27 protein-coding genes, 3 tRNA genes and 1 pseudogene are annotated in these 25,869 nt (G+C 30.2%); 26 read left to right on the forward strand and 5 right to left on the reverse strand.

Going from position 1 to position 25,869, the window contains the following annotated elements; genetic code table 11:
* Nucleotides 1-31 precede the first annotated feature (31 nt).
* The 11 genes from gdhA to CPIN18021_RS08065 all read left to right on the forward strand — a co-directional run bounded on the left by gdhA (nt 32) and on the right by CPIN18021_RS08065 (nt 11,713).
* Nucleotides 32-1,390 carry an NADP-specific glutamate dehydrogenase gene (gene gdhA, locus CPIN18021_RS08020; RefSeq protein WP_078424800.1) on the forward strand — a complete coding sequence of 453 codons (1,359 nt, stop codon included), beginning with the start codon at nt 32-34 and terminating at the stop codon, nt 1,388-1,390.
* Nucleotides 1,391-1,695: 305 nt separating this feature from the next.
* Nucleotides 1,696-3,516, forward strand: a complete 1,821-nt coding sequence (gene thrS, locus CPIN18021_RS08025; protein WP_078423889.1) for a threonine--tRNA ligase — start codon at nt 1,696-1,698, stop codon at nt 3,514-3,516.
* Nucleotides 3,513-4,028, forward strand: a complete 516-nt coding sequence (infC, locus tag CPIN18021_RS08030) for a translation initiation factor IF-3 (protein ID WP_078423890.1) — start codon at nt 3,513-3,515, stop codon at nt 4,026-4,028. Before thrS ends, infC begins: the two co-directional genes overlap by 4 nt.
* 50 nt (nt 4,029-4,078) lie before the next feature.
* Nucleotides 4,079-4,969, forward strand: a complete 891-nt coding sequence (locus CPIN18021_RS08035) for a choline kinase family protein (RefSeq protein WP_078424801.1) — start codon at nt 4,079-4,081, stop codon at nt 4,967-4,969.
* A complete protein-coding gene (locus CPIN18021_RS08040) occupies nt 4,963-5,691 on the forward strand; it encodes an EamA family transporter (protein ID WP_078424802.1) in 729 nt (242 codons plus the stop codon). Before CPIN18021_RS08035 ends, CPIN18021_RS08040 begins: the two co-directional genes overlap by 7 nt.
* Entirely contained in the window at nt 5,643-5,825 is a 183-nt protein-coding gene (locus CPIN18021_RS09255; protein WP_472297431.1) for a hypothetical protein, read from the forward strand. The genes CPIN18021_RS08040 and CPIN18021_RS09255 overlap by 49 nt, the downstream gene beginning before the upstream one ends.
* Nucleotides 5,826-5,833: 8 nt before the next feature.
* The gene (locus CPIN18021_RS08045; RefSeq protein WP_078424803.1) at nt 5,834-6,532 is read left to right on the forward strand and encodes an NTP transferase domain-containing protein; all 699 of its coding nucleotides are present in this window, start codon (nt 5,834-5,836) and stop codon (nt 6,530-6,532) included.
* Nucleotides 6,520-7,338, forward strand: coding sequence for a LicD family protein (locus CPIN18021_RS08050; protein ID WP_078424804.1), 819 nt, complete (start codon nt 6,520-6,522; stop codon nt 7,336-7,338). Before CPIN18021_RS08045 ends, CPIN18021_RS08050 begins: the two co-directional genes overlap by 13 nt.
* A gap of 75 nt (nt 7,339-7,413) precedes the next feature.
* Nucleotides 7,414-8,424 carry a bifunctional 3,4-dihydroxy-2-butanone 4-phosphate synthase/GTP cyclohydrolase II gene (locus tag CPIN18021_RS08055; protein ID WP_078423891.1) on the forward strand — a complete coding sequence of 337 codons (1,011 nt, stop codon included), beginning with the start codon at nt 7,414-7,416 and terminating at the stop codon, nt 8,422-8,424.
* 155 nt (nt 8,425-8,579) lie between these two features.
* Nucleotides 8,580-9,152 carry a cytochrome C gene (locus CPIN18021_RS08060; protein WP_078423892.1) on the forward strand — a complete coding sequence of 191 codons (573 nt, stop codon included), beginning with the start codon at nt 8,580-8,582 and terminating at the stop codon, nt 9,150-9,152.
* Nucleotides 9,153-9,208: 56 nt separating this feature from the next.
* Entirely contained in the window at nt 9,209-11,713 is a 2,505-nt protein-coding gene (locus CPIN18021_RS08065) for a molybdopterin-dependent oxidoreductase (protein WP_418226056.1), read from the forward strand.
* Between the two features lie 28 nt (nt 11,714-11,741).
* Here CPIN18021_RS08065 and CPIN18021_RS08070 read toward each other — a convergent pair whose 3' ends face one another.
* On the reverse strand, nt 11,742-11,969 hold the full coding sequence (locus CPIN18021_RS08070; protein WP_078423894.1) for a DUF2798 domain-containing protein: 228 nt from the start codon (nt 11,967-11,969) through the stop codon (nt 11,742-11,744).
* Between the two features lie 28 nt (nt 11,970-11,997).
* A complete protein-coding gene (locus CPIN18021_RS08075; RefSeq protein ID WP_226995915.1) occupies nt 11,998-12,522 on the reverse strand; it encodes a helix-turn-helix domain-containing protein in 525 nt (174 codons plus the stop codon).
* 278 nt (nt 12,523-12,800) lie between these two features.
* Here CPIN18021_RS08075 and CPIN18021_RS08080 point away from each other — a divergent pair, with 278 nt between their 5' ends.
* A complete protein-coding gene (locus tag CPIN18021_RS08080) occupies nt 12,801-15,182 on the forward strand; it encodes a molybdopterin-dependent oxidoreductase (RefSeq protein ID WP_078424806.1) in 2,382 nt (793 codons plus the stop codon).
* On the forward strand, nt 15,183-15,716 hold the full coding sequence (locus CPIN18021_RS08085) for a hypothetical protein (protein ID WP_078423896.1): 534 nt from the start codon (nt 15,183-15,185) through the stop codon (nt 15,714-15,716).
* 503 nt (nt 15,717-16,219) lie between these two features.
* Here CPIN18021_RS08085 and CPIN18021_RS08090 read toward each other — a convergent pair.
* Nucleotides 16,220-16,295, reverse strand: a tRNA-Ala gene (locus CPIN18021_RS08090).
* 133 nt (nt 16,296-16,428) lie between these two features.
* Here CPIN18021_RS08090 and CPIN18021_RS08095 point away from each other — a divergent pair.
* The 7 genes and pseudogenes from CPIN18021_RS08095 to fldA all read left to right on the forward strand — a co-directional run bounded on the left by CPIN18021_RS08095 (nt 16,429) and on the right by fldA (nt 19,091).
* Nucleotides 16,429-16,503 (forward strand) — tRNA-Gly (locus CPIN18021_RS08095).
* A gap of 12 nt (nt 16,504-16,515) precedes the next feature.
* A tRNA-Leu gene (locus CPIN18021_RS08100) sits at nt 16,516-16,601 on the forward strand.
* Nucleotides 16,602-16,922: 321 nt separating this feature from the next.
* Nucleotides 16,923-17,060, forward strand: a pseudogene (locus CPIN18021_RS09225) (Arm DNA-binding domain-containing protein); the annotation flags it as partial.
* Complete coding sequence (locus CPIN18021_RS09090) at nt 17,061-17,288, forward strand: phage integrase central domain-containing protein (RefSeq protein ID WP_236844863.1); 228 nt, start codon at nt 17,061-17,063, stop codon at nt 17,286-17,288.
* Nucleotides 17,289-17,544: 256 nt separating this feature from the next.
* Nucleotides 17,545-17,862, forward strand: coding sequence for a DUF2325 domain-containing protein (locus CPIN18021_RS08110; protein WP_069632762.1), 318 nt, complete (start codon nt 17,545-17,547; stop codon nt 17,860-17,862).
* Nucleotides 17,863-18,597, forward strand: a complete 735-nt coding sequence (locus CPIN18021_RS08115; RefSeq protein ID WP_078423898.1) for a hypothetical protein — start codon at nt 17,863-17,865, stop codon at nt 18,595-18,597.
* Nucleotides 18,597-19,091, forward strand: a complete 495-nt coding sequence (fldA, locus tag CPIN18021_RS08120; RefSeq protein ID WP_226995967.1) for a flavodoxin FldA — start codon at nt 18,597-18,599, stop codon at nt 19,089-19,091. The genes CPIN18021_RS08115 and fldA overlap by 1 nt, the downstream gene beginning before the upstream one ends.
* 37 nt (nt 19,092-19,128) lie before the next feature.
* Here the strand turns inward: fldA and CPIN18021_RS08125 are convergent, their stop codons facing one another.
* A complete protein-coding gene (locus tag CPIN18021_RS08125) occupies nt 19,129-19,518 on the reverse strand; it encodes a thiamine-phosphate pyrophosphorylase (RefSeq protein ID WP_078424067.1) in 390 nt (129 codons plus the stop codon).
* Nucleotides 19,511-20,212 carry a Bax inhibitor-1/YccA family protein gene (locus CPIN18021_RS08130; RefSeq protein WP_078424808.1) on the reverse strand — a complete coding sequence of 234 codons (702 nt, stop codon included), beginning with the start codon at nt 20,210-20,212 and terminating at the stop codon, nt 19,511-19,513. The genes CPIN18021_RS08125 and CPIN18021_RS08130 overlap by 8 nt, the downstream gene beginning before the upstream one ends.
* A 171-nt stretch (nt 20,213-20,383) precedes the next feature.
* Between CPIN18021_RS08130 and CPIN18021_RS08135 the strand changes: the two genes are divergently transcribed.
* From CPIN18021_RS08135 to sodB, 6 genes are all read left to right on the forward strand, one after another.
* Entirely contained in the window at nt 20,384-21,010 is a 627-nt protein-coding gene (locus CPIN18021_RS08135; RefSeq protein ID WP_078423900.1) for a carbonic anhydrase, read from the forward strand.
* 8 nt (nt 21,011-21,018) lie between these two features.
* Nucleotides 21,019-22,839: a mechanosensitive ion channel family protein gene (locus CPIN18021_RS08140; protein ID WP_078423901.1), complete on the forward strand. Its 1,821-nt coding sequence runs from the start codon at nt 21,019-21,021 to the stop codon at nt 22,837-22,839.
* A gap of 32 nt (nt 22,840-22,871) precedes the next feature.
* Nucleotides 22,872-23,021, forward strand: a complete 150-nt coding sequence (locus tag CPIN18021_RS08935) for a hypothetical protein (protein WP_153300950.1) — start codon at nt 22,872-22,874, stop codon at nt 23,019-23,021.
* 2 nt (nt 23,022-23,023) lie between these two features.
* On the forward strand, nt 23,024-24,106 hold the full coding sequence (locus tag CPIN18021_RS08145) for a GGDEF domain-containing protein (RefSeq protein ID WP_078423902.1): 1,083 nt from the start codon (nt 23,024-23,026) through the stop codon (nt 24,104-24,106).
* Nucleotides 24,103-25,164 carry a GGDEF domain-containing protein gene (locus tag CPIN18021_RS08150; protein ID WP_078423903.1) on the forward strand — a complete coding sequence of 354 codons (1,062 nt, stop codon included), beginning with the start codon at nt 24,103-24,105 and terminating at the stop codon, nt 25,162-25,164. The genes CPIN18021_RS08145 and CPIN18021_RS08150 overlap by 4 nt, the downstream gene beginning before the upstream one ends.
* 82 nt (nt 25,165-25,246) lie before the next feature.
* Nucleotides 25,247-25,864 carry a superoxide dismutase [Fe] gene (gene sodB / locus CPIN18021_RS08155; RefSeq protein ID WP_078424809.1) on the forward strand — a complete coding sequence of 206 codons (618 nt, stop codon included), beginning with the start codon at nt 25,247-25,249 and terminating at the stop codon, nt 25,862-25,864.
* Nucleotides 25,865-25,869: the final 5 nt, after the last annotated feature.

Consider the following 25,869-nt stretch of genomic DNA (forward strand, 5'->3'; position numbering starts at 1 on the left):
ATAAATTTCAAAAAATAAGGAGATGTCTAGCATGAGTGCTTATATAAATAAAATTTTAGAAGATTTAAAAAAATCGTGCATCGGACAAGAGGTTTTTATACAAGCGGCAACAGAGGTTCTTTCTAGCCTTGAGCCACTACTAAACAGTGATAAAAAATATGAAAAACATGCTATTTTAGAAAGAATAACAATCCCCGAGCGTGTTGTAAGCTTTAGAGTTACCTATGTAGATGACAATGGAAAACCACGGGTAAATAATGGCTATAGAGTTCAGTTTAATTCAGCAATTGGACCATATAAAGGTGGTCTTAGATTTCATCCAAGTGTAAATTTAGGCGTTTTAAAATTTTTAGGATTTGAACAAATTTTTAAAAACTCACTAACAGGTGTAAGCATGGGTGGCGGAAAAGGCGGAAGTGATTTTGATCCAAAGGGAAAGAGTGATAACGAAATTATGAGATTTTGCCAAAACTTTATGAGTGAATTATATCGCCACATAGGAAATACAACAGATGTCCCGGCTGGAGATATCGGTGTTGGAGGTCGTGAGATAGGATATCTTTTCGGACAATACAAAAAAATAACTGGTCTTTATGATGGAATTTTGACAGGCAAAGGTCTAAACTGGGGTGGAAGCTTAGCAAGAACGCAAGCAACCGGATATGGCTCTGTGTATTTTATAAACAACATGCTTAAAAAAGCTGGTCTTGGGCTAGAAGGTAAAAAATGTGCCGTAAGTGGCTCTGGCAATGTTGCTATATATACAGTTGAAAAACTAAAACAACTTGGAGCAACAGCTATAACAGTATCTGATTCAAACGGCTTTGTATATGACCCTGATGGTATTGATGTGGCACTTCTTAAAGAACTTAAAGAGATAAAAAGAGCTAGGCTTAGCGAATATGTAAAATCAAAACCAAATGCAAAATACACACCTAGCACAGAATATAAAGCTGGAACAAATGGTGTTTGGAGTGTTCCTTGCGATGGCGCATTCCCAAGTGCTACCCAAAATGAACTAAACTTAGAAGATATAAAAACGCTATATGCTAATGGTTGCCGTTTTGTTTGTGAGGGTGCAAATATGCCAAGCACACTTGAAGCTATTGACTTTATGCTAGCACAAAAAGATTTTTACTTTGCTCCTGCTAAGGCTGCAAATGCTGGTGGTGTTGCAACAAGTGGTCTTGAAATGATGCAAAATGCAGGCATGACTTCTTGGAGCTTTGATGAAGTTGATACAAAATTACAAGGCATAATGAAACACATTTTTGAACTTTCTTATGAAACAAGTAAAGAATTTGGACAAGAAGGAAATATAGTATTAGGTTCTAATATAGCTGGATTTAGAAAAGTTGCTGATGCTATGATAGATCAAGGATACCTATAAGATAAAATTTGGATGTGAGACTACCACATCCAAATAATCTTTATTGGAGAAAATAATCAAAGACGATTATTTTTTAAAATCAGCGTAATTATATGTCTAATTTTCTTAAAATATTATAATTTATATTTATAAAATATATAAATTATATTTTTAATCTAAAACATTGTAAAAAAACCGCAACATATAAATTATCAAATAACCACAAAATAAATTATTAAGTATTGTTTAAAAACCATTTAGATAAAATCGTGCTTAGTTCTTTTAATGTAAAAAAGACAATTTGATATAAAAAGGAAATTTGTAAAATGAGCGAAATAATCGCATATAAACTAAATGGTGAGATAATAGACACTCAAAGTATAGCTGGAAGAGAAAATCTGGCTGAGCCTATATATTTTGACAACTCAAAAGATGCACTACATGTGATAAGACACTCCTGTGCACACTTAATGGCAGAAGCCATCAAGTCAATATACCCAGAAGCTAAGTTTTTCGTAGGTCCAAATGTTGAAGATGGATTTTATTATGATTTTAGAGTAGATGAAAACGGAACGAAACTTGGTGAAAGTGATCTTGACGTTATAGAAAAAAAGATGAAAGAGTTAGCTGACAAAAGAAATGATATAGTAAAAACTAGTTCAACAAAATCAGCAATGACTGAAAAATTTAAAAACGATGATTTAAAACAGGAAGTATTAAAAAGAATTCCAGATGGCGAAGTAAGTAGCTACTCTCAGGGTGAATTTGAAGACCTATGTAGAGGACCACATGTTCCAAATACAAAATTTTTAAGATTTTTTAAACTAACTCGTGTAGCTGGTGCATATCTTGGTGGTGATGAAAACAGAGAGATGTTAAATAGAATTTACGGAACCGCATATGCAGACAAAGAGAGCCTAAAAGAGCATATCCGTATAATAGAAGAAGCAAAAAAACGCGACCATAGAAGACTTGGTGTGGATATGAAATTATTCGCATTTGATGAAGAGATCGGTGGTGGACTTGCTATGTGGTTACCAAATGGTGGAAGATTGCGCTCTAAATTAGAACAACTTTTATACAAAGCACACAGAGAACGCGGGTATGAGCCCGTTCGTGGTCCAGAGCTTTTAAAAGCGGATGTTTGGAAAAAAAGCGGACACTATGCAAACTACAAAGAAAATATGTACTTTACAACCATAGATGATGCCGAGTATGGAATAAAACCAATGAACTGTGTAGGACATATAAAAGTTTATCAAACAGATATAAGATCTTATAGAGATTTACCACTTAAATTTTTTGAATACGGAGTAGTTCATAGACACGAAAAAAGTGGTGTTTTACATGGATTGTTTAGAGTAAGAGAATTTGCACAGGATGACTCTCATATATTTTGTATGCCTAGCCAGATAAAAGAAAACATACTTGAAATTTTAAAATTTGCTGGCGCCATAATGAAAAGTTTTGGGTTTGAATATGAAATGGAAATCTCAACAAAACCAGCTAAGGCGATAGGCGATGATGAAATTTGGGAAGTTGCGACAAAAGCCTTAAAAGAAGCACTTGATGAAAATGGATTTAAATACGGAATAGATGAAGGTGGCGGTGCTTTTTATGGACCAAAGATAGATATAAAAATCACAGATGCACTAAAGCGTAAATGGCAATGCGGAACGATACAAGTGGACTTTAACTTGCCTGAACGTTTTGATCTAGGATACATTGATAGCAACAATGAAAGACAAAGACCTGTAATGCTTCACCGTGCATTACTTGGTAGTTTTGAGAGATTTATAGGAATTTTACTTGAGCATACAGCAGGCGAATTGCCATTTTTTATAGCACCTACACAAGTAGTTATAGTTCCTATATCAGATACTCATTTAGACTATGCAAAACAAATCGCTAGCGAATTAAGAAAGATAAATGTTGATAGCGAAGTTGCAAGTAAAAATGAGAGTCTAAACAAAAGAATAAGAACGGCTGAAAAACAAAAGGTGCCTATGATAGTAGTAATTGGTGATAGTGAAGTTGCCAACAAAACAGTTGCTCTAAGAGATAGGCAAGCAAGAACACAAAGCGATATGAGCTTAGTGGATTTTATAAATTTAACAAAGGAAAAACTTAGTGAGGTACATTTTTGAGTAGAGAAAATGAAGTATTGCTCAACGAGGACATAAGAGCAAACGAGGTTAGATGTATTGGCGATGATGGCACAGCGTATGGTGTTATATCAAGAGCAGAGGCTTTAAAAATAGCCCAAAATGCTGGAATGGATTTGGTTTTAATAGCCCCTGATGGTAAACCACCAGTTTGTAAAGTGATGGACTATGGAAAGTTTCGTTATCAACAAGAGAAGAAACAAAAAGAGGCCAAGAAAAAGCAAAAAGTTATTGAGGTAAAAGAGATAAAACTTTCTGTAAAAATAGCACAAAACGATATAAATTACAAAGTTAAGCACGCACTTGAGTTCTTATCAGAAGGCAAACATGTTAAATTTCGTGTATTCTTAAAAGGTAGAGAAATGAGCTCGCCCGAGGCTGGCGTTGCAATACTTGAAAAAGTATGGGAAACTGTAAAAGAATATGCCGACAGAGATAAAGAGCCAATCATTGAAGGCAGATATGTAAATATGCTTACAACCCCTAAAAAATAACTCCATAATACCCTCTTTACACAAAAGAGGGTTTTTCAAAAAGGCGATATTTGAACAACGAAGATAAAATAAAACTTATTTTTAATTCTGTATTAAATATAAAACTTGATCGCATTAATGCCTTGGGTGGAATGACAAATTTTAATTTTTTAGCTTACTCTGGAGAAGATAAATTTGTTGTCAGGCTACCAGGTAATAGCTCAAACAAAATGATAAATAGAGAATTTGAAAAAATTAATCAATCAGAATCTTCTAAGTATGGATTTAATGTTGAGACTTTAGTCTTCTCTGAAGAAAGCGGAGTAAAAATAACTAGATTTTTAGAAAATTCTCAGACACTTAAGCAAGAAACTATATGTAATTATTTGACATTAATAGCTACAAAATTAAAAGAAATTCATAATTCCGATATGCAATTTAAAAATTTATTCAATCCATCAAATGAACTAAAAAAATATTTAACACTTGTAAATAGTGATTCATTTAATATTTTTAGTGATTTTAAAAAATCAATAGACTTGTTTGATAAGTTGGTTGAAAAAATTAATTTTATAAACAAAAACAACAAAAACTATAAACTAGCTCCAACTCATGGGGATTTGGTTCCTGAAAATATTTTATATTGCGAAAAAGATAAAAGAATTTATATTATTGACTGGGAATACTCTGGGTTAAATGATATATGTTGGGACATAGCTTCTTTATTTTTAGAAGGTAACTTATCAAAAAAGCAAGAAAATATTTTTTTAGATACTTATAAAATCAAGGATAACGAATATGAAAAAATTGAAATTTTTAAAAGCATACAAGATATATTATGGTGCACATGGACCTTGGTCAAACTAAGCAATAAAAATATAATAAATAGGGGTGAAATAGAACACGAATATAGAAAATATGCCGCTAAAAGATTAAAAAATGCTCTGCTAAGAAAATGCTAAATTATTTTTTTGGACTACTTAGTGGTGTTTTTTGGGGAGCAGACACATATATTTTAAGCCTTACAACCATAAATTCATTAATACTGGCTTTTATTCACGATTTTTTTAGTTTTATTATAGTTTTTATTTTTATATTGGCAAACAAACGATTTTTATATCAATTAAAATCAATAAACCTAAATGGAACAAAAATTGTAATAATTGCATCATTTTTTGGTAGTTTTGTAGGGATGGGTTCTTTTATAATGTCGATCAAATATATAGGCGTTAGTGCATCTATTTTAAGTGCATTATATCCTTTGATTGGTGTTATTTTTTCAAAAATAATACTAAAAGAAAAATTGTCTAAAATAGCTAGTATTGGCTTTATGATTTCAATTTTATCTACAATGTGTACATCTATTGTATTATATAATGATATAGAATTTAATAGTTATGGAATTTTATTTGGGTTATTGTGTGCTTTTGGTTGGGGTATGGAATGTGTTATAATTAATTTAGCACTAAAAGAACATATCCATCCAATAAGCATAGTATTCATAAGACAATTCACAAGCTCCATATTGTTTATGTTTTGTATTGTTTTTTCTATATATTTTACAAAAAACAATATGCTTAGTATTCAAAATTATAATTATTTAAATCTTATTATTTTGTCTTCCTTTTTGGAACAATGTCTTATTTTTTATATTACAAAAGCATTGACAGGCTTGGCACTATAAAAGCAATGGGACTAAACATATCATATCCATTTTGGGCTATTGTTATCAGCTATTTATTTGGCGATAATATAACATTTGAAATAATAATAGCCTCAATTTTTATTATTTTTGGTTCTATTATGACTAACTTATAAGGATAAAAATGAATGCAATTATTTTAGCAGCAGGATTAGGTTCTAGATTAAAAGAACTTACTAAGAATAAACATAAAGCTCTTTTTGAAATAGATGGAATTCCAAACATAGAAAGAACTATTAAATTTTTAAATAAGTCTGGAGTGTTTGATATATACATTGTAACTGGCTATTTGGCAGAAAATTTTAAATTTTTAGAAGAAAAATATAATATTAAATTACTACATAATGAGCTATACAAAAAATATAATAATGCATATTCTTTGAAAGTCGCATTAGAGCATTTTGGAGATAGTTTTTTAATAGATGCAGATGTTGTATTGTTAAAAAACATATTTACAAAATACAATTATTCTAGATATTATACAACTACTAGAAAAAAAAGCGATAAAAAAGAATGGGTTGTAAAAACACACAATAACAGAATAATCGGGATAGAAATTTCAAATGAAGTAGCGCCATCTTTGCTTGGTATGAGTTTTTTTAATAAAGAAGATGCAAACATTATAAAAGAACAAATTTTAAACTTGCCTATAAGTTTTTTTGAAGATTCAAAGCTATATTACGACAACATAATTATTAAAAATTTAAACAAGATAAACATACAAAACGAATATATTGAAAATAAATTTGTAGGCGAAATAGATGATAAAACCGACTTAGAGGAAATACAACAAAAATTAAAAGGATTAAAATGCGATATATAACTATTGATCAAGCCAAACAAGTTATGCTTGAAATGATGGACTACATACATGATATATGTATCAAAAATGATATCAAATACTCACTTGCTTACGGAACATTAATAGGTGCTGTAAGACATAAAGGTTTTATACCATGGGATGATGATTTTGATATTTTTCTAACAAGAGAAAATTATGAAAAATTGTTAAAATTATTAGAGAAGTCAGGAGATTATTTTATTGTTAACTACAATACAGATAGCAATTCATGCAATCATTATTCTCATTTTTGTTCCAAAAAATACAAATGTGAACAAAGTAATAAAACTTTAACACAAATGACAAATTTTGGTGTTTTTATAGATATTTTTCCTTTAGATTATTTGGACAAAGACAATCCTAAAAAACAATTATTGGAAATCAAACAATCGCTAAAAAAATTAAAATTAACTAGTTTTTTAAATTATAATAAAACTGGTAAAAAATATACAACATATTTAAAAGCTATAACAAATTTTCCAAGATTTTTATATTATAAATTTATAATAAAGAGAAAGAAAATCATAGAAGAAATAAATTTAAAACTAACAAAAAACAACAAAAAAAAGACAAATATCTTAGGAGAATACTCTAGCCGCATGAACGAGATATATGATCGAAAAGATTTTGAAGAATACATATTTGGTGATTTTGAAAACCGTAAATACATGATGATTAAAAACTTTGATACCGTATTAAAAATACATTATGGAGATTACAACAAACTTCCGCCGGAAGAAGAAAGAAAAAATGGCCATGCTCATTTTAAATATTTTATAGATGAATAAACACTATAACAGGCTTTAATCTTTTTTAATTCACTTATGGCTATAATTTAAGTAATTTTTAGATTAAGGAAAATTATGAAATTTCAAAAAGTAAAACAAGCTATACAAGATTTGCAAAATGGCAAAATGATTGTTATGGTTGATGATGAAGATAGAGAAAATGAAGGTGATTTGGTTTTTCCAGCAGCATTAAGCGATATGCAAAAGGTAAATTTTGCAATCACACATGCAAAAGGTGTATTATGCCTTGCAATGGATCAAGAAAATGCAAAAAGGCTAGATCTACCACTTATGGTTTCTAAAAACACATCTAGTCACGAAACAGCTTTTACAATAACAATAGATGCAAAAGAGGTAACAACTGGAGTTAGCGCATACGAAAGAGATTTTACTATGAGACTTGCTGCAAATCCTCTTTCAAAACCTGATGATTTTGTAAGGCCTGGACATATATTTCCACTTATAGCAAAAAATGGAGGGGTTCTTGAAAGAACAGGACACACAGAAGGCTCTGTTGATATATGCAAACTCGCAGGACTTGCACCAATGGCTTCAATATGCGAGATAGTAAAAGAAGATGGGACTATGGCTCGCAGGGATTATTTAGAAGAGTTTTGTGCTAAATATGATTTAAACATGGTTTCTGTTTCTGATTTGGTTGAATATCGTTTAAATAGTGAAAGCCTGATAACTGTAGAAAGCTCAAGTGATTCTTCATTGTTTGATTTTGAATGCAAAAAATATGAAATCAAAGATCACAAAAACCTAACACATGTTGCATTTACATTTGGAGAAATAAACCCCCAAACAAGTGTTAAATTTCAAAAAATCGCAAAAGACTATGAACTTCTAAGCTCCTTAAAATTTGATGAGTTTGTGCAAAGTATAAAATACCTAAAAGAAAATGGTGGAATTTTAGTATTTTTAGATAGTGAAAAAAATGAGGCAAACACAAAAGACTATGGCATAGGAGCACAAATTTTAAAATATTTTGGAGTAAAAGATATCGAACTACTAAGCTCCAGCAAGAACAAAGAATTTGTTGGAATAAGCGGCTTTGGACTAAATATAACATCTTATAAATAATCTCTTAATTTCTCCACAAAAAGTCAAGTGACCTTGACTTTTTATATTATATTAAAATTACATAAAAAAATCTTTTTAATTATTAAAATATATAAATAAATTATTTTTTAATTATTTTCCGTATATAATACTTGAAGTTATTTTAAGGAGACTAAATGAAAAAACTACTGCTTTCATCACTATTAATATGTTTTTCATATGCAAATAGTGAAGTTTATACAGATGTTGTAAAACCGGTGTTTGCTGATACAAAGGCTACAAAATCAATAGGAAGACTACTTCCAACAAATGGTGTTAAAATTCTAGAAAAGAACAAAGATATACTAAAATTAGAGGTTCAAGGCTATCAGAACCCTGATGTAAAAAATGTAATATATTTCAATAATTCTGAGCGTATTTTTACACTTGCTTTATCAAAAACAGCAAAAATAGACATAAAAGTCATAGAAGAAGGAAAAAATGGTAAATGGAATCTAGTAAAAACAGAAGTTTTTGCAAAAGATGGTGGTTTTAGCAGTGATTTGCAACCAATATTCAATAAAGCCAAAAACATTTACGAAAATAATTGTGGCACTTGCCACTCGCTTCATAAACCAACAAGCTATAAGGCAAATCAGTGGCCTAGTTTATTAAAATCAATGCTAAGCAGAACAGCTATTGATAAAAAAGATGAGTGGCTTGTTATACAGTACCTTCAAAAAAACGCATCAGATAAAAACGCTAAATAAAGGAGAAAATCATGCAAAGACGAGATGCTTTAAAATTAGGTGGTTTAGTTGCCAGTATGCCATTAATTTCAAATGTAACGGCTTTAAATTTAATGGCAGATGAGCTAAATACTGGTCTTATAAAAAATGGAAAAGTTCTAACTGGTGCTCACTGGGGAATGCTTGAAGTTGATGTTAAAGACGGAAAAATAATTGGCTCAAAACCATATCAAAAAACAAGTGAAATTTATAACCCACTTCAATACTACACACAAGATATGGTTTACAAAACTCGTGTCAAATACCCTATGGTAAGAAAAAGCTACCTTGAAAATCCAGATGATCCAAAGCCTGAACTTAGGGGCAAAGATGAATGGGTAAGAGTTAAATATGAAGATGCGATTAAGCTTGTTGCAAACGAGCTTAAAAAGACAAGAAAGCAAAAAGGCAACACAGCTGTATTTGCAGGAAGTTATGGATGGAAATCAAGTGGAAATGTTCACAATTCAAGAATTTTATTGCATAGATTTATGAACTTAAGCGGTGGATTTGTTGGGTCTTTGGGGGATTATTCTACAGCCGCATCACAAATAATAATGCCACACGTAGTAGGAAGCATAGAAGTTTATGAGCAACAAACAAGTTGGCCTGTGGTGCTAGAAAGTTCTCAAGTAGTCGTTATCTGGGGAGCAAATCCTATATCAACACTAAGAATTGCATGGACTGCCACAGATGAGCAAGGCTTTAAGTATTTCGAACAGCTCAAGAAAAGTAATAAAAAAGTGATAATAATAGACCCTATAAGATCAGAAACAGCACAATATTTTGATAAGGCTGAATGGATAGCACCAAGACCAAACACAGATGTAGCTTTGATGATGGGTATAGCACATTATCTATATACAAACAACAAATACGACAAAGATTTTATACAAGATTATACAGTTGGTTTTGATAAATTTATACCTTATTTGACTGGTAAAGAAGATGGTATAGCAAAAGACACAAAATGGGCAAGTGACATAACCAAAATAAGCGAAGAAAAGATAAAACAATTAGCCGAAACTTTCTTTAACAATAGAACAATGCTAATGAGTGGTTGGGGAATGCAAAGGGCGCAGTATGGAGAACAACCACATTGGATGCTTGTTACATTAGCTTGTATGCTTGGACAAATAGGCCTAGAAGGTGGTGGTTTCGGTCTTAGCTATCATTACTCAAACGGCGGAGTACCTACTGCCAAAGGTGGTGTTATAAGTGGCGTTAATAGTGCAAGTGTTGGAATTTTTAATAAAAAAGGCGAATTTGTAGGAACAAGCAATGGTGCTTTTGATAAAAATGGAAGATTTGTAGCAAAGACAAATACAGATAATGGCACTGGACAAAGTTGGCTACAAGAAGCAACAAAATATGCATTTCCTGTTGCCAGAATAGCCGATGCATTGCTAAATCCAGGAAAAACGATAGATCATAACGGCAACAAAATAACCTACCCTGATATAGATTTCATATATTGGGTTGGCGGAAATCCTTTTGTTCACCATCAAAATACAAACAAACTAAGAAAAGCTTGGCAAAAACCAAGAACCATTGTTGTAAACGAACCATACTGGACACCGACAGCAAAAATGGCAGATATCGTATTTCCAGCAACAACATCAAACGAAAGAAATGATATAACCATGACTGGGGATTACTCAAACATGAATATCGTTCCTATGAAACAAGTTGTTGAAAAATTCGAAGAGTCAAAAGATGATTATCAAATCTTTTCTGATTTGTCAAAAGCATACGATGAAAAATTAGCAATAGCATATACAGATAATGGAAAAACAGAATTTGATTGGATAAAACAATATTACGATGGGGCATACAAACAAGTAAAATCAATACCTGATTTATATACAGAAATGAAACCATTTGAAGAATTTTGGAATAGCAATAAACCGGTAACATTTTCATCAACTCCTGAGAGCGAATCATGGGTTAGATTTGGTGAGTTTAGAGAAGACCCGATATTAAATGCTCTTGGAACACCATCTGGGCTTATTGAAATTTATTCTGAAACTATAGAAAATATGAACTATGATGATTGTAAACCTCATCCAACTTGGTTTGAACCAATAGAATGGCTTGGAATGAAAGACAAACCAGCACAATTTCATATGCTAAGCCCGCACCCAGCGGATAGACTTCACTCTCAGCTTAGTCACACATCTTTAAGAGACAAATACTCAATAACAGATAGAGAGCCTATATGGATAAATGAAAAAGATGCTTTAAATCTAGGAATTAAAACAGGTGATCTTGTAAGAGTGTTTAATGAAAGGGGACAAATTTTAGCAGGTGCTCTTGTAACAAACAACGTATCTCAAGGTGTTGTAAAACTTGCTGAAGGCGCTTGGTATGATCCAGATAAAAATGGACTTTGCAAAAATGGTTGTGCAAATGTGTTAGCTCTTGATATACCTACCTCAAAACTAGCAAATGGAAATATATCACATACAGCACTTGTAAATATTGAAAAATTTAAAGGTGAAGCTCCAAAGCTTACAGCTTTTAGCAACCCTAGTATAATATAACATAGTAATGCCACAAATTTTTGTGGCATTAATCTTTGCTACAAATTTTATTTGCCATTCTTGCAACAAAAGGAGAAATAATAAGTATTGTAGGATAAGCAACAACAAATGCTTTTATTTGACCAGATATCCAAATTTTTAAAAATCCATCAACCAAACCTAAATTTATATAACTAAGAATTCCTGACATGAATGCTGTCATAAATAATGCCATAAACAATGAATGAATATACTTATAATATTTCTTTGATATCATGATTTTCTTCCTAAAAAAAATAAAAATTTTAATTAATACTGTGCAACATATAACCAGATGAACGAATGCTTTTGATTTTCAATCCTAATTTTCTTCTTAACTGCCCTACTAAATTTTGCATTGCTATTTTTGATGGACACTCTCCATCATAAACAATATTGTCAATGATTTCAAATGTTGTCAATTTATTGATGTTTTGAATCAAAAGAAGTATTAGTTTATGCTCCAAATTTGTTAAAAAAATTTGAGAGTCATTTTTATATAATCTTTCTCCAAAAACATCAAAGGATACATTATGATTTAAATTTATAATCTGTTTTGAGTCTTTTTTATTCAACAATAAAATGTTATCAAATATTGCTGTTAGTTTTATAGGTTTAAAGAACACAACAGAACCACTGCCTGTGAAATTTTTTAAAATTTTTTTATAGGTTTTTATATTTTTAGCTAAAAATATAAACTGCTGATGAGAACAAATAGATAACATTTGCTCAAAATCAATATTTTTATTATTTTGATAAAAAGGATCTAAATCAACAATAACTATATCCAAATTTGTATTACAATTTATATAAAAATTTAAAAAATTTTCACTACAAGAAAAATATAGATTTTTGAATCTATATTTTTGCGATTTTAGCACAATATTGATATTGTTATCATCATTTACAAAAAGTATATTTAAATTTTTAAACCTCAATTTATCATCCTAAATTCTAATTGAGTATTTTAGTATAATAAGCTTATTTTAAGTTTAAAAGTGAAAATGTAATGATAATTTTTATTATAATGTCTAACTTCGCAAAAATTTAAATTTATAAAGGAGAATAGATGTCAATTTCAAGAAGAAATTTCTTAAAATCATCCGCAGCAACAGCACTTGCAATTTCATCAAATTCTGTTTTGGCAAAAGATGAAAATATAAAAACAATACCACATGCTTCAAACTTAGGTGCTTTTTATGCTGATGTACAAGATGGAAAAATAGTAAAAATTCACTCGCAAGTATCAGACAAAGACCCAAAATTCCCAGGAAATGAAGCTTGGATAGATAGAGTTTATTCAGATACTAGAATAAAATATCCTTGCGTTAGAAAAAGCTACTTAGAAGGCAAAAACTCACCAGAACTTCGTGGAAAAGAAGAGTTTGTTCGTGTTAGCTGGGACAAGGCAATGCAACTTATAGTAGATAAATTAAAAACACTTAAACCAGAAGAGATACACAATGCAAGCTATAGTGGTTGGGGACACCCTGGACTTTTACACAACTGCGGTGCGGTAGCTGGAAGATTTTTTAATACTTCTATCGGTGGAGCAGTTGGAACTGATGGCGAATACAGCAACGGTGCGGCCGGTAAAGTAAATGCAACTATCATGGGTGATTTAGAAGTTTATTCACTTCAAACATCTCATGAGGTTATACTTGAAAATACAAAAGTATATGTTATGTGGGGCGCTGATTTACTAAAATGTAATCAAATTGATTATAAAATTGCAAATCGTGGAAATAACCCTTATTATGACAAATATGAAAAATCAGGCATAAAATTTATAACAATTGACCCTCAATATACTGAAATAGCAAACCGCTTTGGTGCTGAGTGGATCAAAATTCGCCCAAATACAGATGTCGCTTTAATGCTTGGTATGGCTCACTATCTTTATACAAGCAAACAATATGACAAAGATTTTATAGAAAAATATACATTTGGTTTTAATAAATTTCTACCTTATTTACTTGGAAAAACAGAAGATAAAGTAGAAAAAACTCCAGCTTGGGCTGCTAAAATAACAGGCGTAGATGAAAAAATTATAAAAGCGCTTGCTGATACATTTGTAAAAAATAGAACATTCCTAGCTGGCAACTGGTCTATGCAAAGAGCTCATCACGGCGAACAAGCTGACTGGATGCTTATGGTTCTTGCAGCTATGATAGGACAAGTTGGCTTACCTGGTGGTGGATTTGGCTTTTCAATGCACTATAGTGGCGGTGGACAAGCATTTTCTGGTGCGATGCTTCCTGGTGGCTTACCACAAGGCAAAAACAAAGTAGATGTAAGCATACCTGCATCTCGTATAAGCGAAGCTATCTTAAATCCTGGAAAGAAGATAAACTTCAAAGGTGGTCATATGACATATCCCGATCTAAAAATGCTATATATCACAGGTGCTACACTATTAGGACACCATCCAAACACTAACGAACTTATAAAAGCTATACGCACACTTGATACAGTTGTAGTTCATGAGCCGTGGTGGACACCTATGGCAAAAATGGCCGATATAGTTTTACCATCTACAACACCACTTGAAAGAGATGATATAAGCTATGGTGGCTCATACTCTCAAGATTATGTTTATGCGATGAAAAAAGTAATAGAACCACTATGGGAAGCTAGAAACGACTATGATATATTTGCTGATATGGCAAAAATGATAAGCGATAAAGCATATCGTAAATTTACAGGTAGCAAAACAAAAGAAGAGAGAATAAAAGGCCTATATGACAAGAGCGATTGTCCAAACTATATGAGCTTTGAAGAGTTTTGGGACAAAGGATATCTTTATTTTGAGCCTAGCGAAGATGCAAAAAAATTCGTTCGCCATGCTGAGTTTAGAAAGGATCCTGTTGCAAATAAACTTGCTACAGAAACTGGTAAAATACAAATTTTCTCTCAAAAATTTGCTGATTTTAAACTAGAAGATTTCAAAGGTCATCCAATCTGGCTAGAACCAGCTGAATGGCTTGGAGATGAAGAAAAAACTAAAAAATACCCACTTCATGTATTAAGCCCACATCCAAAATACAGAATCCACTCTCAACTTGATAACTCATTTATAAGAAAAGCTTATAAAGTTACGAACAGAGAGCCTGTTGTTATAAATGATGAAGATGCAAAAAAATTCGGAATCAAAGATGGTGATGTTGTAGAAGTTTACAATGATAGAGGTGCTATACTATGTGGTGCTGCTGTAAGCAAAAACATCATGCAAGGTGTTATAGCTGTTGAGGAAGGTGCTTGGTATGACCCAGAAAATGTAAACGATGAAAAACCAAGATGTAAAGCAGGACATGTGAATCTACTTACTACATCTATACCTACATCAACTATGGCTCAAGCAACATCTGTAAATACTTGCTTGGCTGCGATTAGAAAAGTTGATGCAAAAGCATATGAAGGTGTAAAAGCACCTAAAGTAAAAGGAGCATAAATGAAAAAATTTATAGTAATTTTAGCAATATTTTTAGCAGATTTTGCATTTGCCCAAACTATGTATATAAACAATATCAAAGCGGATCTTATGGATCCGCAAACAAAAAAAGTTGTCGGCGAAATATACGAAGGAACTTCTGTTGAAGTATTAAAAAAAGATGGTGATATGAGCCTTGTTCAAATAAGTGGTGCGGTTTCAGACACAAACAAAAAAGTAGTTGCTCTAAAAAAAGACCCATTCTTTGTATTTTATAAACTAAACGACAAAGATGCCCAAAGCAAAGATACTTTTTTAGTAAAAACTAAAGAGCTAACAGATGATGAGCTTACATCTTGGGAAGAGATAGATCTGACTTACTATGATACATGTAGCTCATGCCACGCCGCACATAAACCAAAAGAGCATTTAATGTCAGAGTGGGAAGCATATCTTTTAGCAATGCAAACATTTGCTAAGATAAACGATAAAGAAAAAGATAGAATACTTCGCTATCTTCAAGCTTTTGCAAAAGATGGTGTTGTAAAAGAATAAACCAATTTTTGAGTTGCTTATTTCAAGCAACTCATGTTTATCATATTAATAGCATGCAAATTTAATAAAAAATTAAAACACAATAACTAAAAAATACATCAATATTAATTATTCATATCTTCAATAAATATAAAACCACTTTTTTATTTAAAATAAATTTCCTATTGTCTATTTTATCGGTTAGATTATTTTTTAACAAAAACCCTACTTCCAAATAATTTACAAGACTTTTTGTTATTTGAAGGTATAGTTTTATTTATATTTTACAAATTAACAAACATTACAAGCTCTTTAATTACACTTTATAAAAAACGCTTATATTTTCTATGCTCATCTTTTGGCTTAAGGATTTTAATGACCGTATCTTGCTTATTCTTAGCATAGACAAACCTCTACTTATTTTTTAACTGACTTTTTATATTAAGTCTAATTTAGTTCGTTAAAATTGCTTAAAATAAGGTTAAACAAAATAAAAGAAAATGAATAAGGGGAAAATATGTAAATGGTGGAGTTAAGCGGGATCGAACCGCCGACCTCTTGAATGCCATTCAAGCGCTCTCCCAGCTGAGCTATAACCCCATATATGGTTAATGTGTAGATAATTGTATCAAAAAACTCTTATAATTTTTTGAAAATTTATAAAATTTTTCACAAATAAAATAAATTTTTAAGCAAACATTGGATATTATTCCAATTCCTAAAAAGAATATAAGCGGGAATAGCTCAGGGGTAGAGCATAACCTTGCCAAGGTTAGGGTCGCGAGTTCGAATCTCGTTTCCCGCTCCATTTTTTTATTTTGCCCAGGTGGTGGAATGGTAGACACAAGGGACTTAAAATCCCTCGGAAATTTTTCCGTGCCGGTTCAAGTCCGGCTCTGGGCACCACTAATATTTTTTTATTCCCTTTTATTCTATTCAAAAATCACTTATAGAACACGATAAAAAGGCACTTTTGAAGTGTTTATTCTCTTTTATTCCATTCAATTACTTTTTATTACTTTCAAACTTTTTTATTGACTGAGTTATTGACTAATAAAAAAAATATTGGATAAATTTCTATTTTAGTCAATAAAAAAAGGAATAATATGCCAAAAATCGCTACCGCACTAACTGCATTGTAAATCAAGAATTTAAAGCCAAAGGATAAACCTTATTTTATAAGTGATGGTTTTAATTTGCTCTTAAAAGTGAACAAATGGGACTAAAACTTTTATCTTTAACTACAAAAGTCCAAAGACAAATAAGCAAAGAAGATACACGATAGGTAATTTTCCTAGAATAAGCCTAGCAGAGGCAAGAGAGGCTCGTTTAAAACTTCAAAAAGATATAGATAGTGGTATAGATATGCTAAAACAAACTCATTTTAAAGATTTTGAAACAATTTATCAAGAATACATCAAAACAAGAACAAACATAAGCCCAAAACACCTACAAAGGATAAAAAGTTTTTTTGAGAGATTTTTGCTACCAAATTTTACAAATTCCGATATAAAGAAAATAACAAGAAAGGATGTAGTAAGGGCGTTATCTCCCTTACCTGAAAATCCTGAAAGTATAAAAAAGCACTTATAGAACTTAATCAAATGTATAAATATGCCCTACTTTATGAATATACTGAGCATAATATAATTAATGACATTGATAAGAAAACACTGATAGGGAAAGTAGAAGTTAAGCATTATGCTTTTTTAAAATATGTTTAGTTTTGTATTTTAACTATTTTTAATGATATTTATTATCATAATTAAGTTTTATTTTAGAATAGTTTTTATATAATCACACTATCAAAATAATAATTATAATCAATAAAAGAAGAGAGAAAAATACAATGTCAGTTTTAGTTATAGGTGCAGATGAAATTACCCCGATAAAGGCTGTTTTGCATGACCTTGGCGCACAAAAGATAGAGCATTGGGATGCAAGAAATGAGAATAGAGTAAATAGAAAGCCTATTCCTCAGGATACTAAATGTGTCGTTATGCTTACAAGTTTTTTAAATCACAATACAATGAAAACCATAAAAACTCAAGCTAAAAAGAGAAATATTCCTATAGTTTGTGCAAAAAGAAGTGTTAGTTGCGTATTTTGCGAATATTGTAAGGTTTTTGGTTTGGATAGGGAATTTGGATGCAAAAAGGAATTTTAAATGAAGTTCGGATACTTATCAGATATTGGAGAAATAACTCCGGATATTTTTTCAAATCTTGATTCTGTCTCAAGGCTAAAAACATTTATAAAGCTTTATAACTCTTGTGTCGAACAAGAGTTAAAGCTACCACTTCACTACTCAAAATATAAAAATATAAAAAATGCTTTTAAGCATAGGATACAAGACTTATTAGAATTTGATTCAAATCTCAAAAAAACAAAAGTCAAAACTTTTTGCGCTGTATCAAATTTAATAATATTTTATTATAAAAATAAACAATTTGACAACATAAAATATATTACAAAACAACCAAAAAATAAAGCTGCGAAAATGATTAAAATGTTATATATAAATTCGCATTTTGAGTTATGTTTTGATGCAAATTTTATGTTTTCTCAGTTTGTTTATGATAGAATTGCTTACAAGAATTTTGATAAAGATGTCTCTTTTCAAAATGACTCAATCTGTATATGCAAAGATAGCAAAAAACTATTATGTGTTTTAACGAGTTTTAAAAACTTTAGTTTAGATGATACATCAAGCTTATCAAGTGAAATAAGCTCAGCAGTTAAAGCTATCAAAGAATATGGATTTGACAGGGTTTATGTAGTTATGCCTAGAAATGATAATTTTAGGAAACACATAGAGGTTAGGCATTGTGAATGTGATTTTAACCAAATCAAACTTGTGCCTTATGCTATTGATAATAAAAAAACTAAAAAAGGAATATAATAATGGTAGGAATAATATACGGAAGCAGCATGGGAAATACTGAAGAGGTTGCAAATTTTATTTCTGAAAATTTGGGTCTTGAAAACGAAGTTGTAAATGTAAGCGATGCTGATGCTGATAAAATAAATGGATATGATAAATTAATCCTTGCTACATCAACTTGGGGTAGTGGCGATTTACAAGATGATTGGGATGCTTTTGATTTCAGCGGTCTATCTCTTAGCGGAAAAACAGTTGCGCTTTTTGGCCTAGGTGATTCAGAAAGCTATTCTGATGACTATTGCAGTGGTATGGGAAAACTTTATGATGAAGTTGTAAAAGCTGGAGCAAAAGTTGTCGGTGGTGTATCTACAGATGATTATACTTTTGATGAATCTGAAGCTGTGAGAGATGGAAAATTTGTAGGTCTGGCTCTTGATGCTGAAAATGAAAGTGACAAAACAGAAGCTAGAGTTTTAGCTTGGATAGAAACTATCAAATCTGAACTTGCATAATAAAAAAGAGGAAGCTATTTATTTTGCTTCCTCTAAATTAACTTATAAAAATATCTTTTTCTATCGTATAAATTTCATATCTTATTTTTTTAAATAACTCAGATTTTTCAGTATCTATTATCTTAAAACACTCTTCTAAAACCCTAGAACTTTCCTGCGCTCTTTTTAAATTTGCGATCAAAATTTCATTCAAGTTTTCTCTTTTTTGTTCGGATTTTGTGCTTGTTTTAAGAACATCGTTTGAAGAATCTCTAAAATTTATATACCCAGTCTGGTCTATTTTTGTTTGGTGTCTTATCTGTTTAAGTCTAAGTGAGATAGGCTGGTTGTTAAACCCATATCTACATATGTCTTCAACAACCCTAATTCCTTCTCTTAGCCTATTTAGATTGGCATCTATAACTCTGTATAGATTTTCGTTATTCATCTCTTCCAAGTATTCCTAGAATTTGCAATAAAGAGGTAAATAAATTTAAAAAATCTAAATATAAAGCGACAGCACCTTCAACTGGTGTTTCGTAGTTACCTTTGATAATATTTTGTGTATCATATAATATAAATGCACTAAAAACTATAGCTGCAATACTAGATATAGCAAGCTGCATTATAGGGCTTCCTAAAAATATATTAATAAGTCCTGCAACTATAAGAACTATAACTGCTATGAAAAGCATTTTACCCATTGTCGTAAAATCTCTTTTTGTATTCATCGCAAAAATGCTTAGTCCACCAAAAGCTACTGTTGTTAGCATAAATGCTTGCGCTACTATGCTGGCTCCGCTCGGAAGATTTAAAACCATATAAAGCAAAGGCGTAAGCGTAAGACCGCTTATAAATGTAAATGCAAATAGCAATATGGTGTTTAACCCAGCTTTTCTCTTAGCTGCCATTAAACCAAACAACAAAGCAAACTCAACTATAACCAATCCCCAAAATAATATTTTATTTTGTATCAAAGTAGCCGCTAAAAAGTATATACCAGTATAAGCGCCTGCTGTTGCTGACAGTAAAGAAGCTGCAAATAACTGATATGTTTGCTTTATAAATGTACTAAGCGAACTTTGTGCATAACTTTGTTCGTATTCGTTAGACCTAGCACAATCTCTATCATATAGACTCATGTTTATTCCTTTATTTTTTAATTTTGTCTTATATAAATTTAACAAAAAATAGGTAAATAAAATTTAAAAAATATCTTAAATAATGTTTAATTTTTTACTAATATCTAATATAAATATTTTTTTGATATAATATTTGTCCTAAAATTTATAAACCGATGGAGATGATAAATAATGGAATCATTGCTCGAGCGAGCCGTTAACTTTATGGAAGAAGGTTTTTTGGAACATAGGGATCTTTTTGAAAGTTTAAGCAACACGCAAAATCCAAAAGTTTTATTTGTATCCTGCGCTGATTCTAGAGTTGATCCAAATTTAATAACAAAAAGCCTACCAGGAGATTTATTTACAATAAGAAACATAGCCAATATAGTCCCAGCTTATCGAGTAAGTGATGAGTTTTTAGCAACTACTTCGGCTATAGAATATGCTTTGTCTGTATTAAATATTAAAACAATTATTGTTTGTGGACACTCCAATTGTGGTGGATGCAAGGCTTTGTACGAGGATGACTCAAAATTTAGTAGCTCTCCAAATTTTAAAAGCTGGATAAAAATCATGCAGCCTATTAAAAATAAAGTAATAGCATTTGGCACGAAAGATCCAGCCAAAAGAGGTTGGCTAACAGAAAGATTAAATGTTATAAACTCTATACAAAATTTACTAACATACCCAAATGTTGAAGATGAGTATAACGCAGGTGAACTAGAAATTTATGGTTGGCATTACATAATAGAAACCGGAGAGATTTTTAGTTATGATTTAAAAAAAGGAAGTTTTGAGCTTCTAAGTACTAAATAAGGATTTATATGTATAAAATTTTAAGATTTTTTGTTGTTTTTACTCTGTTTTTTTCTTTTTTAAAAGCCGCCGATATAAAATCAACGGATATAATTAATGCATTTAATGATTTAAATAGGATAAATTCACAGATTTATATTTTAACGCTTGATTTAAATTCAACCGATTCAAACAGTCTAAGTAGTCTTAATGTGAAAAAAAATAAAATAATTAGCGATTTGCCAAATTATATACTTAAAACAGAATTTTCAAAAAAAGATTTAAATAAATTTGAGAACAAAAAAGTTGTTCTTCAAAAAAATATGCTTACTTATAGTAAAAATAAAAGTAGTGATGGTTATGCAAAGAATTTTATAGAACTCAAACAAGTGGAGATTGAAGAGATACTTTTTAAAAATATTTTTGAGGTTGCGCAACTTTTAAAAAGTGGTTCAAAATCATCAGAAATAAGAAACTTGCTAGAAAATTCAATCATAGAGCTTAATGTTAATTCATATACTGATTCAAGTGCATATGGTGTTCAGCACAGCGAAGCCTTGCATGACATAAAGATACAAAAACAAACAGCTGAAGAGATATTGTCGTATCTTAAAAATAATGTTGAGCTTTTAAGTTCCAGTTTTGCATTAAATGAGCTAAATCTAAATACTGGGATTGATTATATAAATAATATGATACCTATTCATATTAGATATTTAAATTTTGGTAAAATAATTTTAATTGTTTTTATTTTTGGTTTTTTTGTATCACTTACAAGACTGCTGTCTAAATTTACTTTTTGGTTTTTAACCTTATTTTTACCAAAAGGGGTTCATTCTGATGCTATGAAGGACCAAATTTTAAAAATCATCAAAAGACCAATAGCGACTATACTTATAGCGTATGCCTTAAAAATTTGTGCTAGTGTCGGATACTATCCTCTACCAATGCCTTTAAATATCATAAACTTTTTCAATATATTTTACACAGTTCTTATATGTTGGCTTGTAATAACAGCTTTAAATGGTTATGGAATGTTTGTTATAAGCGAGATAGCAAAAAAAAGTGGTCGCAAAGAAGTAGTAAATTTAATTATAAAAATAGTAAATTTTATAATTATAATTATAGCCTTGCTTTTAGTTTTATCTCGTTTAGGATTTGACATCTCAGCCATAATAGCATCTTTGGGAATAGGTGGTTTGGCTGTTGCTTTTGCTGCAAAAGATATAATAGCAAACTTTTTTGCATCAGTTATGCTTTTGTTTGACAATTCATTTTCTCAAGATGATTTTATAGTTTGTGGAAATATTGAAGGAACTATTGTTGAAATAGGACTAAGAAAAACCACAATTAGAAGCTTTGATAACGCTCTTATATCTGTTCCAAATTCAACACTAACAAATGAGCCTATTATAAATTGGTCTCGCAGAAAAATAGGTCGTATTATAAACATCACCATAGGACTTACCTATGATTCAACTCCTGATAGTTTAAAAAAATGCATAGCTGATATAAAAGATATGCTCGCTGTTCATCCAGATATTTCAAGAGAGGATAATGGAGGTTCCTTAAGCTCAAATAGTCATTTGAGATTTAGAAAAAATATAGTTAGTATAGACGAGCTAGCTGGTTGCAAAAGTGATATTTATGTAGCACTAAATACCCTAAATAGTAGTTCTATAGATATAGCTATAATTTGTTACACAAAAGCGGTTGGAAAATTGGAATATATGAAAGTTAGAGAGGATGTTATATTTAAGATAATGGATATAGTTGCAAACAATGGACTAGATTTTGCTTTCCCTAGCCAGAGTTTGTATTTTCAAAACCAACCAGAAGTAAAAAATTAACCAAATAATTTATATTTTTATAGGAGTTTAAAATGATAAAAGATTATGATGAAGAATTTGAGTATGATGATTTACAAAATTACGATGAAGAGGAAATCGATACGGGTTATAGTTATAGTTATGATGACGATGATTATGAATACAACGATGAAAACGATGAAGAAAGTTATGATAGCTATTAAAAATGCTTAGTCAAAAAATTATAGATAGAAAAATAAGTCAAAATAAATACAAATCAGTAGAGTATATTTATAAATTTATAATAAATATACTCCTTGTAGGACATATAATATCTTTTGTTCTTCTTGTGATTTTTGACCTTGGTCTATCTATATATTCTCTTATCGTTCTAATTTTTTCTTTTTATATAAAATACAAATACAACAAAAAATTTCAAAATTTAGTTTCACTATGGTTTCACCTTAACACACTTATACTGTCTGCTATTTTTACATACAAATTTGGATGGAATAGTGGTTTTTGGTATTTTGTTTTTGGATTAATATTTATTAGTTATTTTTGTGCTTTTGATAATCTTATATTTACATATTCTTTATCTGCTTTTGAAACCATTTTTATAGTTTCTTTGTATTTTTTTACAAAAGACAAAATAAATCCAAATATCGATGCTACAACATATCAAATTATGTATATAACTTGTTTTACCATAACTTTTTTTATTGTTTTTAGAATGTATTTATTTGCCAGCATTATAACATCTCAAGATTACAAAAGTTTGATCAAAGAGCAGCTTGAATTAGAAAAAATTTCACAATATGACCAATTGACTGGAATTTTAAATAGGCGCAGCATGCAAAAACTTGTAGAAATAGATGAAGAATTTATAAAGCAAAATAGAATCAAAACTAATAGTGTATTATTGCTTGGCGATATAGATGATTTTAAACATATTAACGATACTTTTGGGCATATTTATGGAGATAAAGTTATTAAAGATGTCTCTAGTGCTCTTAAGAATACATTTAGAAAAAATGATTTAGTGTGTAGATGGGGAGGCGAAGAATTTTTGATAGTATTAAATGATGTTAATGTAGAGTTTATATATGATCTTTCAGATAGGCTTTTAAAAAATATTAGCCTAATCAAATTACCAAATAATAATCCCATAACCATGACATTTGGAATGGTTGTTAATTTAAATTCAACCTCTAATAGCTTTGAAGACAATATTAAAAAAGCAGATGAACTACTATATAAAGGAAAAAGAGACGGCAAAGATAAAGTTAAAATGAAGATAATAAAATGAGTAGTTCATTTACTTTAACCAAAGATTTATATAGCAAAATAGAATACATTTTGAGAATAACAAATATTTTAGCTTTTGCTATCCATGCTTCATATTTTCTTATATTTTTAATAATGGAACAATATATATTAGTTACAGTAAATTCATTTTCTATTATTATATACTTGTTTATACAAGCAGCTTACACCAACTCTCCAAATAATTCAAAAATATTACTTACATTATTTCAATTTGAGATAATAATACATGCTTTAATTTGCATAATGGTTCTTGGCTGGGGATACGGATTTGAGATGATTTTTATAACTTTTATAATCACAATATTTTTTGTTGAAACTAGTTATAAAAAAGTTACATATTTTTTAACATTTGTTCAATTTGTTTTATTTATCATATGTTGTCTTAAATTTTATGATATCGCAGCAAAAAATACATTTTGGAAAGACTTTTGCTTTATCTATAATTTTATTATTATGTCATTTTTAGCAATGGTATTATCATATATGCTTGAAATTTCAAATCAAGTAGCATATCTAAATGCGCAAAGAGAAAAAGAGAATATAAAAAATATTTCAAACCAAGATCCACTAACAAAACTATCAAATAGACATTCTTTACAAGGTTTTATAAAAGAGTATTTGAGTAAAGATAAACAATTTATATTGGTTTTATCTGATATAGATGATTTTAAAAAAGCAAATGATTTTTATGGACACAATGTTGGTGATTCTATATTAGTTCATATTTCTAGTTTATTAAAAAATATATTAAGAGAAGATGATTTTTTGTGTAGATGGGGAGGCGAAGAGTTTTTGATAATTATGCTAGACATAGATAAAAACAGTGCTTTAAATGTCATAAAACGAGCTAAAAATATTCTAAATACCACATTCGTAAAGCATGGTGATTATGAGATAAAAACAACGATGACATTTGGTGCTGTTTATCATGATAAAGATGAAGAATTTGATATAGAGACTATGATTAAAAAAGCTGATGATTTGATGTACAAGGGCAAAAAAACCGGTAAAAATAAGATACTGCATGATTTCAAATAGACTATTTTATAAAATATTAATAGATGGTTTAATAAAAATATATTATAATCTTAAATATAATTTTTATTAAAAAGGAAAAAATATGTTTAAATTAAGAGATTTACCATTTGATTCAAAATCAAATCTTGTTGTTAGTGAAAAAACCTGTGAATACCATCACGGTAAGCACCATGCTACATATGTAGCTAATCTAAATAATCTTATAAAAGATACAGAATTTGCAAATTCATCTTTTTATGAGATCTTGGTTGGTGCAAAAGGTGGCCTTTATAACAATGTTGCACAAGTTTATAATCATGATTTTTATTGGGATTGTATAGCTAAAAAAAGTGAAATGAGTGATGAGTTTAAAACAGCTTTGCAAGCAGAATTCCCTAACTTTAAGGAAGACTTTGTAAAAGCAGCTACTACACTTTTTGGTTCTGGTTGGGCTTGGCTTGTGTTTGATCCAAAAACTTCTAAATTAGAAATCGTTCAAACATCAAATGCAGCAACTCCTGTAAATGATGAAAAAGTTCCTGTTTTGGTTGTTGATGTTTGGGAACATGCTTATTATATAGATAACTTTAATGCTCGTCCAAAATATCTAGAAACATTCTTTGAAAATATAAACTGGGAATTTGTCTCAGAAGCTTATGAGTGGGCTAAAAAAGAAGGTTTAGGTTCAGTACAACACTACACTCAAAAAATCCACGGTTAATTCTA

The sequence above is a fragment of the Campylobacter pinnipediorum subsp. caledonicus genome (assembly GCF_002022005.1).
Lineage (GTDB): Bacteria > Campylobacterota > Campylobacteria > Campylobacterales > Campylobacteraceae > Campylobacter_A > Campylobacter_A caledonicus.

Bases quoted from the DNA above. Each gene is read 5' to 3' on its own strand.
- CPIN18021_RS08135 (WP_078423900.1), top strand. From the start codon at position 20,384: ATGGAATCATTGCTCGAGCGAGCCGTTAACTTTATGGAAGAAGGTTTT.
- CPIN18021_RS08145 (WP_078423902.1), top strand. From the start codon at position 23,024: ATGCTTAGTCAAAAAATTATAGATAGAAAAATAAGTCAAAATAAATAC.
- CPIN18021_RS08060 (WP_078423892.1), top strand. From the start codon at position 8,580: ATGAAAAAACTACTGCTTTCATCACTATTAATATGTTTTTCATATGCA.
- CPIN18021_RS08080 (WP_078424806.1), top strand. From the start codon at position 12,801: ATGTCAATTTCAAGAAGAAATTTCTTAAAATCATCCGCAGCAACAGCA.
- CPIN18021_RS08085 (WP_078423896.1), top strand. From the start codon at position 15,183: ATGAAAAAATTTATAGTAATTTTAGCAATATTTTTAGCAGATTTTGCA.
- thrS (WP_078423889.1), top strand. From the start codon at position 1,696: ATGAGCGAAATAATCGCATATAAACTAAATGGTGAGATAATAGACACT.
- CPIN18021_RS08040 (WP_078424802.1), top strand. From the start codon at position 4,963: ATGCTAAATTATTTTTTTGGACTACTTAGTGGTGTTTTTTGGGGAGCA.
- CPIN18021_RS08110 (WP_069632762.1), top strand. From the start codon at position 17,545: ATGTCAGTTTTAGTTATAGGTGCAGATGAAATTACCCCGATAAAGGCT.
- CPIN18021_RS08045 (WP_078424803.1), top strand. From the start codon at position 5,834: ATGAATGCAATTATTTTAGCAGCAGGATTAGGTTCTAGATTAAAAGAA.
- CPIN18021_RS08125 (WP_078424067.1), bottom strand. From the start codon at position 19,518: ATGAATAACGAAAATCTATACAGAGTTATAGATGCCAATCTAAATAGG.
- CPIN18021_RS09255 (WP_472297431.1), top strand. From the start codon at position 5,643: ATGTCTTATTTTTTATATTACAAAAGCATTGACAGGCTTGGCACTATA.
- gdhA (WP_078424800.1), top strand. From the start codon at position 32: ATGAGTGCTTATATAAATAAAATTTTAGAAGATTTAAAAAAATCGTGC.
- CPIN18021_RS08935 (WP_153300950.1), top strand. From the start codon at position 22,872: ATGATAAAAGATTATGATGAAGAATTTGAGTATGATGATTTACAAAAT.
- CPIN18021_RS08150 (WP_078423903.1), top strand. From the start codon at position 24,103: ATGAGTAGTTCATTTACTTTAACCAAAGATTTATATAGCAAAATAGAA.
- CPIN18021_RS09090 (WP_236844863.1), top strand. From the start codon at position 17,061: ATGCTAAAACAAACTCATTTTAAAGATTTTGAAACAATTTATCAAGAA.
- sodB (WP_078424809.1), top strand. From the start codon at position 25,247: ATGTTTAAATTAAGAGATTTACCATTTGATTCAAAATCAAATCTTGTT.
- CPIN18021_RS08050 (WP_078424804.1), top strand. From the start codon at position 6,520: ATGCGATATATAACTATTGATCAAGCCAAACAAGTTATGCTTGAAATG.
- CPIN18021_RS08140 (WP_078423901.1), top strand. From the start codon at position 21,019: ATGTATAAAATTTTAAGATTTTTTGTTGTTTTTACTCTGTTTTTTTCT.
- CPIN18021_RS08065 (WP_418226056.1), top strand. From the start codon at position 9,209: ATGCCATTAATTTCAAATGTAACGGCTTTAAATTTAATGGCAGATGAG.
- CPIN18021_RS08130 (WP_078424808.1), bottom strand. From the start codon at position 20,212: ATGAGTCTATATGATAGAGATTGTGCTAGGTCTAACGAATACGAACAA.
- CPIN18021_RS08070 (WP_078423894.1), bottom strand. From the start codon at position 11,969: ATGATATCAAAGAAATATTATAAGTATATTCATTCATTGTTTATGGCA.
- CPIN18021_RS08115 (WP_078423898.1), top strand. From the start codon at position 17,863: ATGAAGTTCGGATACTTATCAGATATTGGAGAAATAACTCCGGATATT.
- CPIN18021_RS08055 (WP_078423891.1), top strand. From the start codon at position 7,414: ATGAAATTTCAAAAAGTAAAACAAGCTATACAAGATTTGCAAAATGGC.